The organism is Streptomyces sp. NPDC007991 (genome assembly GCF_042958445.1).
GTDB lineage: Bacteria > Actinomycetota > Actinomycetes > Streptomycetales > Streptomycetaceae > Streptomyces.
The window spans coordinates 98,974-115,580 of record NZ_JBIBJD010000001.1 but is presented as its reverse complement, the minus strand read 5'-3'; the positions used below and the strand labels follow the sequence as shown (position 1 = coordinate 115,580).

The 16,607-nt window shown below is 67.5% G+C and carries 10 protein-coding genes and 1 pseudogene; 4 read left to right on the top strand and 7 right to left on the bottom strand.

The window, feature by feature from the left end; all coding sequences use genetic code 11:
• Positions 1-27 precede the first annotated feature (27 nt).
• From ACFZDA_RS00450 to ACFZDA_RS00440, 3 genes are all read left to right on the top strand, one after another.
• Positions 28-3,420 carry a DUF499 domain-containing protein gene (locus tag ACFZDA_RS00450; protein ID WP_391072691.1) on the top strand — a complete coding sequence of 1,131 codons (3,393 nt, stop codon included), beginning with the start codon at positions 28-30 and terminating at the stop codon, positions 3,418-3,420.
• 122 nt (positions 3,421-3,542) lie between these two features.
• The gene (locus ACFZDA_RS00445; protein ID WP_391072688.1) at positions 3,543-4,517 is read left to right on the top strand and encodes a hypothetical protein; all 975 of its coding nucleotides are present in this window, start codon (positions 3,543-3,545) and stop codon (positions 4,515-4,517) included.
• Between the two features lie 56 nt (positions 4,518-4,573).
• Positions 4,574-5,110 carry a hypothetical protein gene (locus ACFZDA_RS00440; protein WP_391072685.1) on the top strand — a complete coding sequence of 179 codons (537 nt, stop codon included), beginning with the start codon at positions 4,574-4,576 and terminating at the stop codon, positions 5,108-5,110.
• A 103-nt stretch (positions 5,111-5,213) separates the two neighbouring features.
• Here ACFZDA_RS00440 and tyrS read toward each other — a convergent pair whose 3' ends face one another.
• A complete protein-coding gene (gene tyrS, locus ACFZDA_RS00435; RefSeq protein ID WP_391072683.1) occupies positions 5,214-6,581 on the bottom strand; it encodes a tyrosine--tRNA ligase in 1,368 nt (455 codons plus the stop codon).
• On the opposite strand from tyrS, the gene ACFZDA_RS00430 reads away from it, so the two are divergent.
• Complete coding sequence (locus ACFZDA_RS00430) at positions 6,544-8,010, top strand: AAA family ATPase (RefSeq protein ID WP_391072680.1); 1,467 nt, start codon at positions 6,544-6,546, stop codon at positions 8,008-8,010. The two genes, tyrS and ACFZDA_RS00430, sit on opposite strands and share 38 nt — an antisense overlap.
• Before the next feature lie 37 nt (positions 8,011-8,047).
• On the opposite strand, the gene ACFZDA_RS00425 is transcribed toward ACFZDA_RS00430, so the two are convergent.
• The 6 genes and pseudogenes from ACFZDA_RS00425 to ACFZDA_RS00400 all read right to left on the bottom strand — a co-directional run bounded on the left by ACFZDA_RS00425 (position 8,048) and on the right by ACFZDA_RS00400 (position 16,242).
• Complete coding sequence (locus tag ACFZDA_RS00425; protein ID WP_391072677.1) at positions 8,048-8,602, bottom strand: DUF1932 domain-containing protein; 555 nt, start codon at positions 8,600-8,602, stop codon at positions 8,048-8,050.
• Positions 8,578-8,919 (bottom strand): NAD(P)-binding domain-containing protein, encoded by a 342-nt coding sequence (locus ACFZDA_RS00420; RefSeq protein WP_391072674.1) that lies wholly within the window; start codon positions 8,917-8,919, stop codon positions 8,578-8,580. Before ACFZDA_RS00420 ends, ACFZDA_RS00425 begins: the two co-directional genes overlap by 25 nt.
• Positions 8,916-9,590, bottom strand: coding sequence for an HAD-IA family hydrolase (locus tag ACFZDA_RS00415; protein ID WP_391072671.1), 675 nt, complete (start codon positions 9,588-9,590; stop codon positions 8,916-8,918). The genes ACFZDA_RS00420 and ACFZDA_RS00415 overlap by 4 nt, the downstream gene beginning before the upstream one ends.
• 1,013 nt (positions 9,591-10,603) lie before the next feature.
• Positions 10,604-11,833, bottom strand: a pseudogene (locus ACFZDA_RS00410) (DUF3631 domain-containing protein); the annotation flags it as partial.
• Between the two features lie 1,860 nt (positions 11,834-13,693).
• Entirely contained in the window at positions 13,694-14,590 is an 897-nt protein-coding gene (locus ACFZDA_RS00405; protein WP_391072669.1) for a tyrosine-type recombinase/integrase, read from the bottom strand.
• Positions 14,591-14,703: 113 nt separating this feature from the next.
• On the bottom strand, positions 14,704-16,242 hold the full coding sequence (locus ACFZDA_RS00400; protein WP_391072666.1) for an RNA polymerase sigma factor: 1,539 nt from the start codon (positions 16,240-16,242) through the stop codon (positions 14,704-14,706).
• Between the last annotated feature and the right edge of the window lie 365 nt (positions 16,243-16,607).

Genomic DNA, 16,607 nt, shown 5'->3' with positions numbered 1-16,607 from the left:
CCGGCGGAAAGGCAGGACACCCGCACCATGGCGGTGAACAACCGAGACCGTGTCACCCGCATGATCGAAATCCTCGCGGAGGGGCTGCTGCCCTTCCTGGAGCGGGAGATGGTCAAGCGGCAGGGCGAGAGTTGGTTCCTTGACGCGGAGGAGGAGGCCAGGGACCAGGGCAAGGATGTCGGTAAGCAGGACCCGCAGTTCCTGCTGAACCTGCTCCAGCGGTACTGGAGCACCTACTTCCGCCACCTGCTGCCGGGTAGCGCCCGCGGGTTCGCCAGCGAGATGAACGACGTTCGGGAGCGGTTGGAGAACCGCGAGTCGTTCACCGCGGACGACACCCTGCGCGCACTCGACACGGCGGAGCGGCTGCTGCGGGCCGTGCACGCGGACCCTGCTCTCGTCGACCAGGTCCGGGACTCGCGGCAGACGCTGCACCGGCAGGTGACGGAGGAGGAGACGAAGAAGGCGGCCCGCCGTGCGCGTGCGGTGCCGAGCGTAGCCGCCGAGGGCCTGCGGCCCTGGCGTGATGTTCTCACCCCGCACGACGATGTGGCGCGCGGTGACTTCAACGCCTCCGAGTTCGCCGCCGACCTGTGGCGGGTGGCACACGGCAAGGGCGCCGCCGAGTACACCGAACCGGAGGAGTTCTTCCAGCGGACGTACCTCACCGAGGGTCTTGAGGAACTGCTTGCCAAGTCGCTGCGCCGGATCAGCGGTGACCCGAACGCCGCCCCCGTCATCAACCTCCAGACGAACTTCGGCGGCGGTAAGACGCACTCGATGATGGCGCTGTACCACCTGTACGCTCCGGGTCTGAAGGTGAGCCGGCTGCCGCAGGACCTACAAGAGCTGATCGCCGACGCGCCCGGGGGCGGGTTGCCCGGCGGAACGGTCCACCGGGCCGTGCTGGTCGGCACCGAACTGGGCCTCGCCCAGACCAAAGCCAAGCCGGACGGCACCAGGGTCAACACGATGTGGGGCGAACTCGCCTGGGGGCTCGGCGGCCGGCAGGCGTACGACATCATCGCCGAGGCCGACCGCACCAGTACCAGCCCGGGCACCGCCCTGCTCCAGGACCTGATCGCCGCGTACGCGCCGTGCGTCATCCTCATCGACGAGTGGGTGCAGTACGCCGGTCCGCTGCTCGGCAACGACAACCTGCCCGCCGGATCGTTCGAGACGCACTTCTCCTTCGCGCAGTCCCTCACCGAGGCCGTAGCCTCCGTCGACGGGGCCCAGCTGCTGGTATCCATCCCGGCTTCCGTCACCGGTGAGATCAGCGCCGCCGACCAGTACGACATCGGCGGGGACAACAACCGCATCGCGCTGGAGCGGCTGCAGAACGTCGTCCATCGCAAGGCCGAGGCCTGGCGGCCCGCCAGTTCCGACGAGTCCTTCGAGATCGTTCGCCGCCGTCTCTTCCAGACCGCCACCAGCGAGGTCCAGGCCGAGATCAACAAAGTGGCGCGGCTCTACACGCAGTTCTACGGCACCGAGAAGCGCGAGTTCCCGGCCGGCTGCGACACCATGGACTACGAGCGGCGGATCAAGTCGACCTACCCGATCCATCCGGAGCTGTTCGCCCGGCTCTACGAGGACTGGTCCACGCTGCCCAGGTTCCAGCGCACCCGGGGTGTGCTGCGGCTGATGAGCACTGTCATCTACGCCCTGTGGCGGGACCAGAACCAGAGCCCCATGATCATGCCGGGTGACGTGCCCATACATGACACCCGCGTCAACCAGGAGCTGACGTACTACCTGGAGGACCGGTGGAAGCCGATCATCGACGCCGACGTCGACGGGCCTGACTCCACCCCGGCCTCCGTCGACGCGGAGAAGCCCGTGCTCGGGCAGCGCGGCATGAGCCGGCGCGTGGCCCGTACCGTCTTCATGGGCTCCGCGCCCCGAGTGCACGCCGCCCGCAAGGGCCTGTCCGAGCCGCACATCCGGCTCGGCATGGCCATTCCTGGTGAGCCGCTGGGGAACTTCCGCACCGCGCTCAATGCCCTCGCCGACCGCTCCACCTATCTCTACGGGGATGGCGAACGGCACTGGTACGACACCCACGCCAACATCACCCGCACTGCCAAGGACGAGGCGAACAAGCTCCTCGACGACGTCGACAAGGTGTGGGCGGACGTGGTGCGACGGCTCAGCGTGGTCCAGGGCGTGCGCGGCCAGTTCCACGCCGTTCACGCGGCGCCGCTGCCCGCGAGCGACATCCCGGACAACGACAACGCCCGCCTGGTGCTGCTGCACCCCCGCTTCACCCACCGCAGCGCCCGGGACGTGCCCGACACCGAGGCCCTGAGCTTCGCCCAAGAAGCCCTCGACCAGTACCGCTCCAGCACCCGGCAGCACCGCAACGCCCTCGTCTTCCTCGCCCCCGACCGCAAGGAGATCGAGGATGTCGCGGAGGCCGTCCGCGAGTACCTGGGCTGGAAGCAGGTCCTCACCCAGCACGTCCAGCTCGACCTGACGGAGAACCAGAGGACGCAGGCCAGGACCCGGATGGAGAAGGCCGACGAGACGGTCAGCCTCCGGCTGGGCAAGGCCTATCGCTGGGTGCTGGTCCCCGAGCAGATCCCGGGTGCGAAGATCGAGTGGGTCAACTTCAAGGTCGACCTGCAGGCCATCGACGACGCCGCGATCCAGGTCGGTGACCGTCTCAAGCGCCAGGGGATGCTCTACGTCCTGCAGGCTCCCGCCGTCCTGTACCAGCGGGTCAAGGACGCGTTGGGTCAGGAGTGGGACCGGGATGGCCACATCTCCGTCGGCCGACTGTGGGAGCTGCACACCAAGTACCCGTACATGAACCGGCTGCGCGACCGCTCCGTCCTCGACCAGGGCGTCGAGGACGTCCTCACTCACGTCACCTGGGAGACCGACGGCTTCGCCCTCGCCACCGGCCACGACCCTGCCACCGGCCGCTACCAGGGGCTCGTCCTGCCCTGCCGGAACGGCTCCTTCGGCCAGATCACCGACTCCACCCTGCTGGTGCGGGCCGACCTCGCCGTCGCCCAGGAGGCCGCCGACCTGGCGGCAGCCGCCGCCCGGCACCAGGAACCGGCCGATCAGGACGAGGATGCCGACGACGGCACCGGCACAGGACAGGGCTCCAGCGGATCCTCGGTGCCGCCCCGCCCCGCGCCCGGCGCCTCTGTTCCGGAGCCGACCCCGCTGCCCCGGGTCCCGACCCGCTTCTACGCCCATGCCCGGCTGGACACCGAGCAGTACAGCAAGCACGCCACGAAATACGCCTTCGAGATCCTCCAGCACCTCGAAGCCATCGGGGCCGACGTCGAGATCACGGTCGAAATCCAGGCGACCGCGCCCGGCGGTTTCCCCGAGGACAAGGTGCGCACCCTGACCGAGAATGCCAACACCCTGAAACTGCAAGCCCAGTTCGAGGAGGACTAGGACCAACGGGCCGGGTCGGGGCGACACTTGTCTCGCCCGGCCTGATCGTTTCGGCATCCGCCGGCACTCTCGATACGCTGGTCGGCCAACGTCGTCCGAGACCGCCACGGGGGAGCGCAGGCATGGCCGCACGCAACCGAGACAGAGTTGTCCACTTCTACGAGATCGCCGACGCCGACGCTCCCGACGGCTCCCGCCTTCCGCACCGCGACTGGGGAGCGCACATCCGCCGTCTGTGCACCCAACCGCCCGCACGGCGAACCGTACCTGTGGGCGACGACATCCTGATCGGTGCCGTCGACCCTCACCAGACAACCCCGCACCTGCTCCTCGCCAAGTCCCGCCAGGACGTACCGCAGCTCATTGACCACGTCGACGGCACGCTCAGCCGCCTCCAACTCGCCGCCGACAAGGAACTCGTGGACGTCACCACGGTGTACTTCCTGCCCTTCGGTAACGTCGTCGCCACTATGACCGGCGGCATCTCTGCCCCTCGCGCCCAGGCGCTCAAGCGCTGGCTCGACGGCATGCGCGCCGCTGCACCCGAGGTCCGCAACATCGCGCTGCGGCCCGTGGTCAACGCCCGCTCCCGGGAGAAGCTCATGCACGCCGTCGCCATCGAGAAACTCACGGTTAAGATCGCCCCCGAGCCGCCCGACAGCCCCTCCGCGCTGCGCGCCAGCTCCGATCTCGGCACCGCCCTCAGCCGCATGCACGAGGACAACCCGGACATGGTCATCACCCTGACACTCGAGGTGCCGAAGAAGTCTCGCACCCTCTCGCCTCGCCGCCGCGCCCGCGGGCACAACCGACTCCTCGATTCCACACGGGTGTTTGCCAACGACATCGAAGACTGGCTGGACAACTCCGACGCTGTCGACACCGCCGCCGCCCAGGCCCGTATGGAGGCGTGGCACAGCGAGGCCGACGACGAGAAGATCGACTTCGTCAGCGAGCGCATCACCGCGAAGTGCGTCGTACCGTTCTCCTCCGGCGACGGCCACGCCATCGACCTCCAAGTGGCCCTCGAAAAGCTGGAGCGGGTCTCCCACGAGAATGAAAGGGTGCTGCGGGCCGCTGTCAGTGCCGACCTTTAGCCTGGAGGGCAGCTGGGGCGAAAGCCCTGGTGGCGGCGCGCGGGGGAGGGGCGGAAATGCAGAGGTTGGTGGAAACAGCACGAGGACTGCTACAGCGATGGCGGTCACGTCCGGCGGCGGACTGGCTGCTGACCGCGGTCGCCCTCTGCGGGCATGGTCTGCTGGTCGCACTGACCGGACGCGGCGACATCTTCGGTGCCCCCGACCGTGAACAGCGCTTGGAGATCTACACGACGGGCGCCACCGTCGTAGCCTTGGTCGGCAGCTTCGTCACCGCGGCAATCTCGCAGTACGCAGCCGCTACGGGAAGGCGCATGCACACGCTGCGCACCGCCGGACACTTGGCATCCCAATTCCGGCGGAACTGGGTCAGCATTCTGTCGGCGACCCTCTTGATCTCGGGTGTCTGCCTATTGGCCACGGTGCTGGACACCACGGAGGCCGATCCCGGCGGCGTCCACTGGATAGTGGAAGCAGTGCTTCTGCTTGGGGTAGCCCGGTCGTATCGGCTGCTCTGGTTGTTCGACGCGGTGATCAAGGCCACAGACCGAGACCTGGCAGATAGCCCAGAACGTCAGCAGCTTCGGACGTGAGGCGCAGCGAGAGCTGGTGACGTACGGGACGTCGGCCCCCAAGCCAAGCCTCCAAACAGAACGGCACCGGCCCACAAGGGCGAGCCGGTGCCGCATCTGAATCTCAGGCGTCGATACGGGCGACCTTGCGGCCCACCTTGAGGTACAGCTCGGCACCTTCGAGTGCACCTACCTCGCTCACGACTGCGCCGAGCGTCTGCTGGACAGCAGCCTCCGCGAGCGGCGTCGTCTGCTGGTCTCCGTCCGATTCGCGGATCAGGCGAAGACCCTTCTGCTGAGCCACACGCCGGACGGCGGAGATGCTGGGAGCGAAGTCCAGGGTGCGGCTGATCAGCACCCCGAGCGTCTCCTCGGCGTGATCCTTTAGGGAGACGACGGGGAGGTTCTGGGTGTCCCCGAAGGAGCGCTTGGAGAAGCGCGCCGTGAACTCCGCACGGGCAGCGGCAGCCGCGTCGAGGCCGTGCAGAGCGGCCACCACCTCGCCGGCCAGAATGCGCTTGATCGCCATCGGGTGCGCGGTTCCCTCCTCCAGGCGCTTGGCAACCACTCGGATCTCGTCGTCCGTCCACTCTGTGAGCAGCTGGAGGTACTGCTCGGTCAGGTGGTCGGGGATGGACATCAGCCGGCCGTAGACGTCATCGGGCGATGCCGTCAGGCCCACGTAGTTGCCCTTGCTCTTGCTCATCTTGGTGCCGGTGCCGTCGGTGCCCTCGATGAGCGGGGTGGTGATGACGACCTCGGGGGTCTGGTCGGAGATCTCCATGACCTTGCGACACATCTGGAGGTTCAGCAGCTGGTCCACGCCGCCGAGTTCGACGTCGGCGTCGATGGCCACCGAGTCCCACGCCATGACGACGGAGTAGACGAACTCGGCGACGGACAGCCCGTGGCCTTCGGCGAGCCGGGTACGGAAGTCCTCGCGCTGGAGGGACATGGAGACAGGGACCCGGGCGAGGACCCCGACGAGCTCTGGCAGGGTGACCTTGTTCAGCCACTCGCCGTTGAAGCGGAGACTGGCGCGCTCGAAGTCGATGAACGGCGTGACCTGCTGCTGGTAGCCGCTCAGGTTGCGGGCGATGTCCTCGTCGGTGAGGGGCGGTCGCTCCGAGGAGCGTCCCGAAGGGTCGCCGATCTTGGCTGTGACGTCGCCGATGATGAAGACGACGTGGTGGCCCATCCGCTGGAACCGGCTGGCGATGATGATCGGTACCGCGTGTCCGAGGTGGACGTCGGGCGATGTCGGGTCGATGCCGTACTTGACGACGAACGGCCGTCCCGCCGCCTGAGCGGCTTCGATCTTCTCGGCGAGCACCGCGGCCGAGGGGATCAGGTGGTTCGCGCGCCCCTCGACCAGGGCGGCCTGCTCCTGAGGGGAGATGTCGGAGAGGTCGAGGGAGCGCCTTGCTGTTGTCTCGCCGAGCAGTCTGCGCGAGGTGGCCCGGGCTGCAGGACTCGCGGTGCCGGCCGCCAACTTCCAGACTCTGTGGCAGCACGAGCAGGGTGAGGTCTACCCCGGACCGCACTACCGTCGCGCGTACTGCCTGCTGTACCGCGCCACCGAGCCTGAGCTCGGCTTTCGCAACGCTCTGCCCGACGAGGCCAGGAAGCTCGAGTTCACCGCGTCGAGCGAACCACACAACGGAGCCCACGTGCTGGCTGTGGAGCGCGCCTTGCTCCAGCTCACGCCCGGTACGGAAGACACGGACGGGCAGGGCGTACAGCAGCGCATCCTCGACGCCTGGAAGCGCCGCCACACCGGCGGCGACCCGAACAAGCCGACACTGATGCTGGTCGGCGGCTACGCGGGCAGCGGGAAATCGGAGTTCGCTCGCTTCATATCCCAGCTCACTGGCTGGCCCGTCCTCGACAAGGACCCCATCACGCGCCCCCTCGTCGAGCGCCTCCTTGTGGAGATGGGCAGCGAGCCGAACGACCGGCACACCGACCTCTACCGGGAGAAGGTCCGCCCACTGGAGTACCAGTGCCTGCTGGAGACCGCGTACGCGAACGTCGACTGCGCGATCAGCACCGTACTCTCTGCCCCGTTCATCGCCGAGGCCACCGATCCCCGGTGGATGCGACGCCTGATCAACCGCTGCGAAGCGCGTGGCGTCACCGTCGTTGTCGTCTGGATCAAGTGCGACCTCGACACGATGCACGAGTACATCAGCTTCCGGTCCGCGGCCCGGGACAGCTGGAAACTCCAGAACTGGGACACTTACGCCGCCGGGATCGATCTCGAACTGCGACCCGTAGTACCGCATTTGACTGTCGACAACCGGCTTGTGCCGCGATTTCGCTCACGGACCAGGTGCGCCAGGTCTTCGGGACGGTGTTCCAGGAGGCAGGGCATCCTGCTGTACGGGCCGCCAGCTGCAGGCAAGGACACGATCACGGGGGCACTCACCGAGCTCGACGCGCGGTACGTGACGTTCACCCGGCTGAAGATCGGGACTGGGAAAACCAAGGGCTACCGGATGGGCACACCGGAGCAGCTGGCCGACCTAGAGGCACGCGGCGATGTCATCTACCGCAACGACCGGTACGGCAACATCTACGTCGTCGACCGGCCCGGCCTCGACCAGGCCATGCAAGGCGGCAGGACGCCCGTGGTCCACCTCGGTCAGATGGCGGGGATGGAGCAGGTGAGCACCCTCTTCCCGGCGCACTGGGTAAGGGTTCTGCTGTGGTGCTCCAAGGAGACCACCGCCCTCCGCTCGCCACAGCGGGGCGACACCGACACGGCGGCTCGGCTGGCCGCGTGGGACGCCACTCAGGCCGATCTTGCGGCCTATCCGCAGGCTCAGTGGGAGCTGCGCGTGGACACGGATACGACGGCACCCCGTAAAGCAGCGAAGAGGATCGACGACATCGTCCGCACCACGTCATCTCGCGCCTGACCGACAGGGAGGTCAGTGACCCAGCGGAGCAATCTTCTCAACTCGGGTGGCCCAGGTCTCGCTCACCGCGCAGGGCCTCCAGCGCCTCGGCGATATCCAGCCGGTCGTCTTTGTTGCCGTCCCACCGCGCGAGCGTCGCGACAGCGGCGTGCATGAGGGAATCCGGTAGGCCGGCGTCGGCGAGCAGAGCCGCTGCATCCGCAAGCTCTGGGCCCCAACGCCAAGCGCGGGCAGCAGTCTTGGGGATGTAGTCGGTCTCCACGAGGTAGCTGCGGGAGCGCTGGGCCGCGATCACCAACAGCTCGTCCGCGACTCCGTACGATTCGGCCGCTCCGTATGCCACGGCAGCGAGGACTCGGGAGACCTTCTGGTAGCTCGAGTACGCGAGCTTGAGTGCGGAGGCTTGGCCGACGCTGTCGCCCAGGACGTGGGTCCGTACATCGGTTCCCGCGAAGAGTTCGGCGATCCGGTCGGCCTGCTTGCCGGGGCCGGACAGATAGAGCGTCGGGGTCTTGCCGCCTACCGGAGGCGATCCGACCACCGCGGCGTCGATGACTGGCATCGGGGTCAGGCGGTCGGCGATGCGCTGCACGCGTGCACGCGGAGCGGCGCAACGGCGTTCGCTTCGACATAGATCGTGTCCACGCTGACGCTGGCTGTGCGGAGCTCGGCCACCTGGGCGGCGACCTCCTCCGCGGCGGCCGGCGGGCACAGGGAGAGTAGTGCGTCGGAGCGGGAGACGAGCTCGGACAGTGGCTCGGGTTGGAGACCCGCCTGCTCGGCCCGACGACGAGTTGTGTCGCTACGTCCGTCGGGGCACCACAGCATGCTGTGGCCGCGGGCCCGCAGCTGGGTGCCGAAGGCAGATCCCATGCTGCCGGGGTGCAGAAGCCCGACGGTGTTCGTCATGCTGTGATCCTTGCGTGGTCGGCGGCGTACAGAAGCAGGAGGTCGATGGCGGCGCGTGCATGCGGCACCGTGTGATCGGGCCCGGGGTCGTCCGGCAGCCAGGAGCGGCCATTATTGACCCAGATGGTGCGCAGCCCCGCAGAGCGTCCGCCGCCGATGTCGTTGACTGGGTTGTCGCCGACCATCCAGCCGCCGTCGCCCAGCACACCGCCGCAACGGGCTGCGGCCAGGGCGAAGTGCCGGGTCTGCGGTTTGCGCGCGTCGGCCTCCTCGGAGACGAAGACGCCGTCCACGCGCTCGGAGATACCGGTGGCTCGCAGCTTGGTGCGCTGGATATCCACCGCACCGTTGGTCGCCACCCCCACTCGCCAGCCAGCCTCGCGCAGCTCGTCCAAGCCATCGAGGACCTCGGCCGGGCACGACACCATAGCCGCGATGTCGGTGCAGTAGGCGCGCCACAACCCCGCAGTCGATACGGGCAGCAGGTACCGGGTGCGGATCGCGTCAAAGGTGGACGGATAGGCCCGCTCGGACACCACACCCAGGACGTATGCCTGCTCCTTGTCCTCCAGACCGTGCCGCGCCGTGAATTCGGCGGCCCAGTCGGCGAGGGTTTCCCGCCGGTCCACGAGGGTGTTGTCGAGGTCGAAGAGAACGAGGAGGCGCTGCACATCTCGCACCCTAATGCCCGAGAGCCTTAGCCGGTCCGCCAGCCGTCGAAGCGGATGTCATTTTTGCGGCGAGCACTACGCGGCAGGCCGTCCATACGCTTGCCGCAAAGATCGCATGAAACGTAGCAGGTCACGGACATGATCGCCTCAGAAGGAACTTCAAATTTGAATAGAGAGAGAAACGGAGCCGGGGGCGGGGTCATCCGCTCGCTCTCGGCGACGTCGCCGCACCTCCCCCCCATCCGGCACGCTCGTGCTCACCCAACATGAGGTCTTTCGGCCTCATGTTGGCATGACCACCCTCGCGGAATTCCGGCACCCGGCCGGACCACCTCGCCGAGAATGACCGAGGGACGCCGTCGACTTCTCTTCGGTCGAGGAGAGGTTACCCGCCCGGCCTCGCCTTCACATCCATGTGGGGCCAGGGCTGCTAAGCGAAAGGTGACCAACGGGTCACACTCCGAGTTAAGGTCGTGCGACCTCACTTACCGACAACTTTGTCTCCACAACATTTCGGGGACGGTCACCAGCTCGATGGTGACAGCGACATCCATGGGTGAGGCGACCGTGACGACGACGGTGACCATGTCGGCGAGCTCGACGGCGACCGTGACGGACACTGTTACGGCGCGCAGTGTGCTCTGTCCGAGCCCTACGTCCACCGGACCGGCGTTACGCCGGAGCCCACATCCTCTTCGGCGACGGCGATGGGGAGGTGAACGGCAGGACCTTCCCCTCTACCGCCCACCTCGCCGCCCGCGCCACCTTCGGTCCCGCGACGAGCAGCTCAGGCTGCGCGATCCTTCCAAGCGCAGCCCTCGCCACTCCTATGCCGATCTCCTTCGTCAGCCCTTGGTGCGGCAGCCCAGATCATGACTGGTTCGGGGGCTGCCACAGCTAGAGCAGTAGCCTTCGGGGCCGAGAAGGCCACTCCGCTTCCCTACCGACAGGTCCGCTACCTCCGCTACCTTCGGTACGCCGCTGGTCGGGGCACAGTTGCTGGTAGCGGCCGAGGCAGTGGTAGCGGATACACCCGCAGTGGTAGCCGATGCGAAGAGGTCTTCCCCTCCCTCGTGAGCTATCTTGTTTCCGCTGGTCGGAGTGGAGGCTGCAGCATCGGTAGCGGAGGTAGCGGACTTCGGGCCGACCGCTGGAAGGTAGCGGGACCAGGCGTCGTGTAGATCCTCTGCGTGGTAGCCCTTATGTACTCCAGCTGCCGTCTTAATGTTGCGGGCCTTGATCGGCTTGTTTTCTGCGGTGGTGTACTCGCGGAGCCTCCGGGCAAGGCCGCGGGCATCCAGCGGCTTACCCCGGAGGTCCGCCCACGGGGAGTCGTCGAGGGAGGTTAGCTTCTCGATGATCTGCGCCGTGGACATGCGGTCAGCTCCGGCAAAGATCTCGCGCAGGTCGGCCAGGAGCTTGATGCCGAGCGACCCGCGGTCGCCCGCCTGAGAGGCCCTCACCAGCTCGACGCACGCCGCGCGGGCCCGCTCCGGCCACTCACCGCCAGCCGCATCCGCGACAGCGAGTAGCGGCTCCCACACATCCGCCGGGCGGTCGGTGATGCCCTCGGGCATGTCTGGGAAGGCGCCATCGACCTTGTTGCGCACAACGCCGACCCAGTGTGCGAGCCGATCACGGAGCTGGTGGCCTTCTGGCTCGTGAGTACGGGCCCGGTACGCTTCGCCCCTCTCGCCCGGGGCCCGGCGCCGCATTCGGATGACGATGGAGCGGGTGAGGATTGTGTCGGGGAGGTCGCCGAGGCCAGCCATGGCGACGGCGGCGTACGAGGGAAACGCCTGCACCTTCTGATTGGCGCCGTCGCCAACGCACCGGTACGCCTTGCCGGAGCGGCGGTGCCCGGCGTTGAGCAGACCGCGCAGCTCCTCGTTGTCCTTGGCCTTGGGGCCGAACACGGTATCGATCTCGTCGAAGAGGACAGTGGGACGCCCGCCGTCGAGGTCGGACACCGCGCGGAAGAGAGCGGCGGGGGTGCAGTTCACTGCGGCCATAGGGTGTGGCACCAGCGTCTCGCAGATCTCCAGGGCGCGAGTCTTGCCGCTGCCTGGCTCGGGGGACAGAAACGCGATCCGCGGGGTGGACTCGAAGCAGTCGAGCAGGTGCGTGTGTGCGTCCCACAGTGTCACGGCGACGTAGGCCGCCTCCGAGGGCAGGGCGTTGAACCGGCGGTGGAAGGCCTCCACATCGTCAAGCAACGCCGAGCCGTCCGTCTCCGGCGCCACGACTTCCACGAGGTCGGCGAGCCCATATCCGGCCTGGAAGTGATCGGTGAAGTCCTTGCCTTCCTTCGCCTCCACCACCTTGACGGAGGCCGCCTTGCCGGTCAGGTCTGCGACGATCGTCTCGGCATGTGCGCGTCCGGGAACATCCTTATCCGCGACGATGACGACGTGCGCGCCGCTGAGAGTGTCGCCGTACTCCGGGCGCCACTTCGCCCTCTGCCCGGCGTTAGCTGCTCCCTCGTAGTTGCAGGTGCCGACGCCGCCGGCCTTCTCGACCGAGTGCACGTCCTTCTCGCCCTCCACCACGTATACAGCGTGGCCATCGCGGACGGCTTCGAGGACTGCGGGCAGCCGGTAGAGGACCTTGCGAGAGGCGGCGCCGCCGGTGAACACGCTCTTGTACTGCCTCTTGCCGCCGGTGAGCGGCCGGTAGATGCGGAAGGCCTTCGGGGTCCCGCGCTCCTTCACGAACAGCACCGCGCCGCGCTCGTCGGTGTACTCGTATGAGGCGACCCAGTCGACCTCGGCCGTAGCAGCCTTGCCAACGCCGGGCCGGTGCCCGTTGGGCAGGCTGAGCGCAGCCCGGATCTCCTCCTTGGTGCATCCCACGTGGCACTTGTAGAAGAAGGGGTGGCCGCCGCTGCTGGACCAGAGAGACAGCGAGGGTTTTTGGTCTTCGTGGGCAGGGCAATTGGCCTTGTACATGGTGCCCGAGCCCGTGACCGAGCTGCCATGACTGCGGAGCTTTTCGAGAAAGTCGTCGAAGGTCACACCGCACCCCCGATCCGCTCTGCGGGACCGGTCCGGTTAGTCCGGAACTGAAGCCATAGCGGCGCCAGGTCTGCGGCGATCGCCGTGTCTGCAGCGGCCGTCAGAGGCCCGTGCGCGGCCTTGTAGATTCTCAGAGACCGCTGTCGCAGCTCCGCCCACCGGTCGGCTTCGACGAGCCGGTGGCAGGGCATGCACGCGTTCCAGGCACCTGCCACGACGACGAGGACGCCTGCGACACGGCGGGTGAAGGTCCGGCACGGGTACTGCCAGGCCACACTCTGACCATTGCAGAAGTCGCACACGGCCATGTGCTCTACAGTGGAGTTCGAAGCTTCCACCGCTTCCTGGATGGGGCCCTTGCCGGGGCCCTTTCCCCTGTTCACGCCACTTCACCATCCCGGCGTCCGGCGGCCTTGGCAGCGCGGGCCCTTGACGAGGCCAGGGCGAGCCGTGCGAAGTACGCCTTACGAGCATGCGCAGCTCGGCGCGCGCGCTCTTCCGTGGTGAGGGTGCCGTGAGGGTCTACCTCACGCTCGAAGCGGTCGAGGAATGCCTTACGAGCCGGAGCGGTGTGCGCTGTGGGGTCATCGCAGGTAGCCCAGAGCGTGTGGGCAGCGATCTGGGCCAGCATGGAGCGCTCAGCAGCGCTCGCATTGCGCGAGTTCATGACAGGAGGAAGTCCAATCCTTCTGGATCTTCCCGGCCCGTCATTCGGCCTGTTGTAGGCCGCCGGTCGAAGTCACTGCCGCGTGCAGCTCGCGTCGACGGTTACACAGCGCTAAGCGCCGGACTGCCGAGACTAGCATGCGCTGTGCGGGAGCGGCGTGATCTCGACCGCTGGCTGCTGCACGCCGGTCCTTCCGAACTCACGGTAAAGCGGCGCTACGCGCCCCTTCACGGAGTCGAAGTCGAAGACGCCGCAGGTTTCGTGGCGACCTCTACCCCGCCACCAAATCAGGCCGCCCGCGTCCGTGACGTAGGCCACCTTCCGCTTGCAGGTAGCGCAGCGCAGTATCAGCACGGTTTGGGTCGGTTGGACGAACGGCGAGCCCGGCGGTGGCTTGCTACAGGGCAAGGGACGGAGATACTTCACAGGTCCCCCAGGTTGAGTCGGCGGGCCTCCTCGGCGGCGCGGCGCTCGGATGTCGAACGGGTGTATCGGTCGATCATGTCGCGGCGCGACCATCCCGCCACGGCCATCAGCCCGCCCTCGGAACCACCTCGGGCAAGCCATCGCCCGGCAGCGGTGTGGCGGAGAACATGTGGGTGGAAGTCTAGGATCCCGGCCGCATCGGCGCGCCCCTTCAGTGCGCTGTACAACGCCTGATAGGTGAAGCCCTTGCTCCTGTCGCCCAGCCACAGGTCCGGGAGCCCCGCCAGCCGGTGTGTCCGGCGGGCCCGCAGGTAGCGGTCGATGGCCCGGCCGGTCTGTGCGCCGAAGGGCACGGTGCGGCTTTTTCCGCCCTTGCCGCGCCTGACGACCGCCATGCCCGCCTTGAGATCGACATCCCCGATGTTCATAGCCACGACCTCACCCGCTCGCGCCCCGGTCTCGATCATCAGCCGGACGATCGCCTCATCACGGCGGTCACGGAAGTCCGGCCCGGTACATGCCTTGATCAGTAGCCGGCACTGATCGTCGTCGAGCTCCTGCACCACCTTGTGGTCGAGCTGCGGCGGCTTGAGGTTCACGAGCTGATCGGCAGCGATCTCGCCCTCCTCGGCGAGCCAGGCCGAGAAGCGGCGCACGGCCAGTTGCCGTGACCGCGCCGTGGATGCCTCTGCTCCCCCGTCCAGCAAGGCAGCGACGAAGGCGTTCACGGTCGGCCGGTCGAGGACCGGGGAACGCTCCGTCACTTCGCACCAGCGCAGAAGGGCACGGACTCCGTCACCGTAGGTCTTGCGCGTCTGCACGCTCTTCCGCTCGGCGGAGAGGTGAAGCAGCCAGGAGTCGAGGAGCGAGGCTATGTCCGGATTTGCGCTCATGCCGCAAGCATATGCCAAGAGGTGTGATATCTGGACTAGGAGCGCTGCGCTGGCAATACAAAGCGCCCCTGACCGATAAAACCCGAGGTCAGGGGCGCCTTCGAGGATGCGACCTAGTCGAGGTAGTCGCGCAGCACCTGCGAACGGGACGGGTGGCGCAGCTTCGACATGGTCTTGGACTCGATCTGGCGGATCCGCTCACGCGTGACGCCGTAGACCTTGCCGATCTCGTCGAGGGTCTTCGGCTGACCGTCGGTGAGACCGAAGCGCATCGAGACGACGCCCGCCTCGCGCTCCGACAGGGTGTCGAGCACGGAGTGCAGCTGCTCCTGGAGGAGCGTGAAGCTGACCGCGTCGGCCGGAACGACCGCCTCGGAGTCCTCGATGAGGTCACCGAACTCGCTGTCGCCGTCCTCGCCCAGCGGGGTGTGCAGTGAGATGGGCTCACGACCGTACTTCTGGACCTCGATGACCTTCTCGGGGGTCATGTCGAGCTCCTTGGCCAGCTCCTCCGGGGTGGGCTCGCGACCCAGGTCCTGGAGCATCTGGCGCTGCACGCGCGCGAGCTTGTTGATGACCTCGACCATGTGCACCGGGATACGGATGGTGCGGGCCTGGTCGGCCATGGCGCGAGTGATCGCCTGACGGATCCACCAGGTGGCGTACGTGGAGAACTTGTAGCCCTTGGTGTAGTCGAACTTCTCGACCGCGCGGATCAGACCGAGGTTGCCCTCCTGAATGAGGTCCAGGAAGAGCATGCCGCGGCCGGTGTAGCGCTTGGCCAGGGAGACCACCAGTCGGAGGTTGGCCTCCAGGAGGTGGTTCTTGGCGCGGCGGCCGTCCTCGGCGATGATCTCCAGCTCGCGCTTGAGCTTCGGGGCGAGCTTGTCGGCGTTGGCCAGCTTGTCCTCGGCGAACAGACCGGCCTCGATGCGCTTGGCGAGCTCGACCTCCTGCTCGGCGTTGAGCAGCGGGACCTTGCCGATCTGCTTGAGGTAGTCCTTGACCGGGTCTGCGGTGGCACCGGCGGCGGCGACCTGCTGGGCGGGCGCGTCGTCCTCGTCCTCGTCGGACAGTACGAAGCCGGCGTTCTCCGTGCCCTCGGGCTCCTCGACGGCCTTGCCGGGAGCGGCCTCCTCGAGCACCTCCTCTTCGAGAAGCTCGGCGTCGTCCTTCTTGGCGCTGGTCTTCTTCGCCGCGGTCTTCTTGGCGGGCGCCTTCTTCGCGGCCGCCTTCTTGGCGGTCGTCTTCTTGGCGGCTGCCTTCTTGGCGGGCGCCTCTTCCTCGGCGGCGGGCTCGGCGGCGGGTGCCGCCGGCGTGGCGGTGGTCGTGGGCTTCCTGGTGGTCACCGTCTTGGCCGCGACCGGCTTGGTGGCGGTGCGCTTGGCGGGACTCTTCGCTGCGACGCTCTTGCGGGTGCGCTTGGGCTCTGCGGCACTGACCATCAGCGTCACACCCTCTTCCTCGAGGATCTGGTTGAGGCTGCGCAGTACGTTCTTCCACTGAGTGGCCGGAATCTGGTCAGCTTCGAAGGCCCGACGCACGTCATCGCCGGCGATCTGCCCCTCAGCCTTTCCCCGCTCAATGAGAGCCATGACAGAGACGGACTCGGCGATCTCCGGCGGGAGCGTACGGGATGTGCTGGCCGACACGAACAACCTCTCGGAACGTTGGAAAACGGCTTCCGGCCCCGTCCACAGTGGACAGGAGCCGACCGCCGGCTTGGAGGTGGGCCGACGGCGCGGGCGGGGGCCGGGAAGATTCACAGCGCCGTCAACGGCGTCCGTATTCCCTCCGCGGCTGTCACCTCTTAGGTCATCGCGTTCTTCCCGCGAGCGTTACGCCCAATCCGCGTGGCCCGAGTCACACCCCGTAAGCGAACAAAAGAGATCAGACGCGGGCAAAATAGGTCACACCTGGTTGATACCCGGCCGCTGCGGCGGATCATGCGGCCCTTTCGCGCCGTCGGACCCCGCAGGATCGCGGGGATCCTGCGGGGTCCGACGCGGGGCGGATC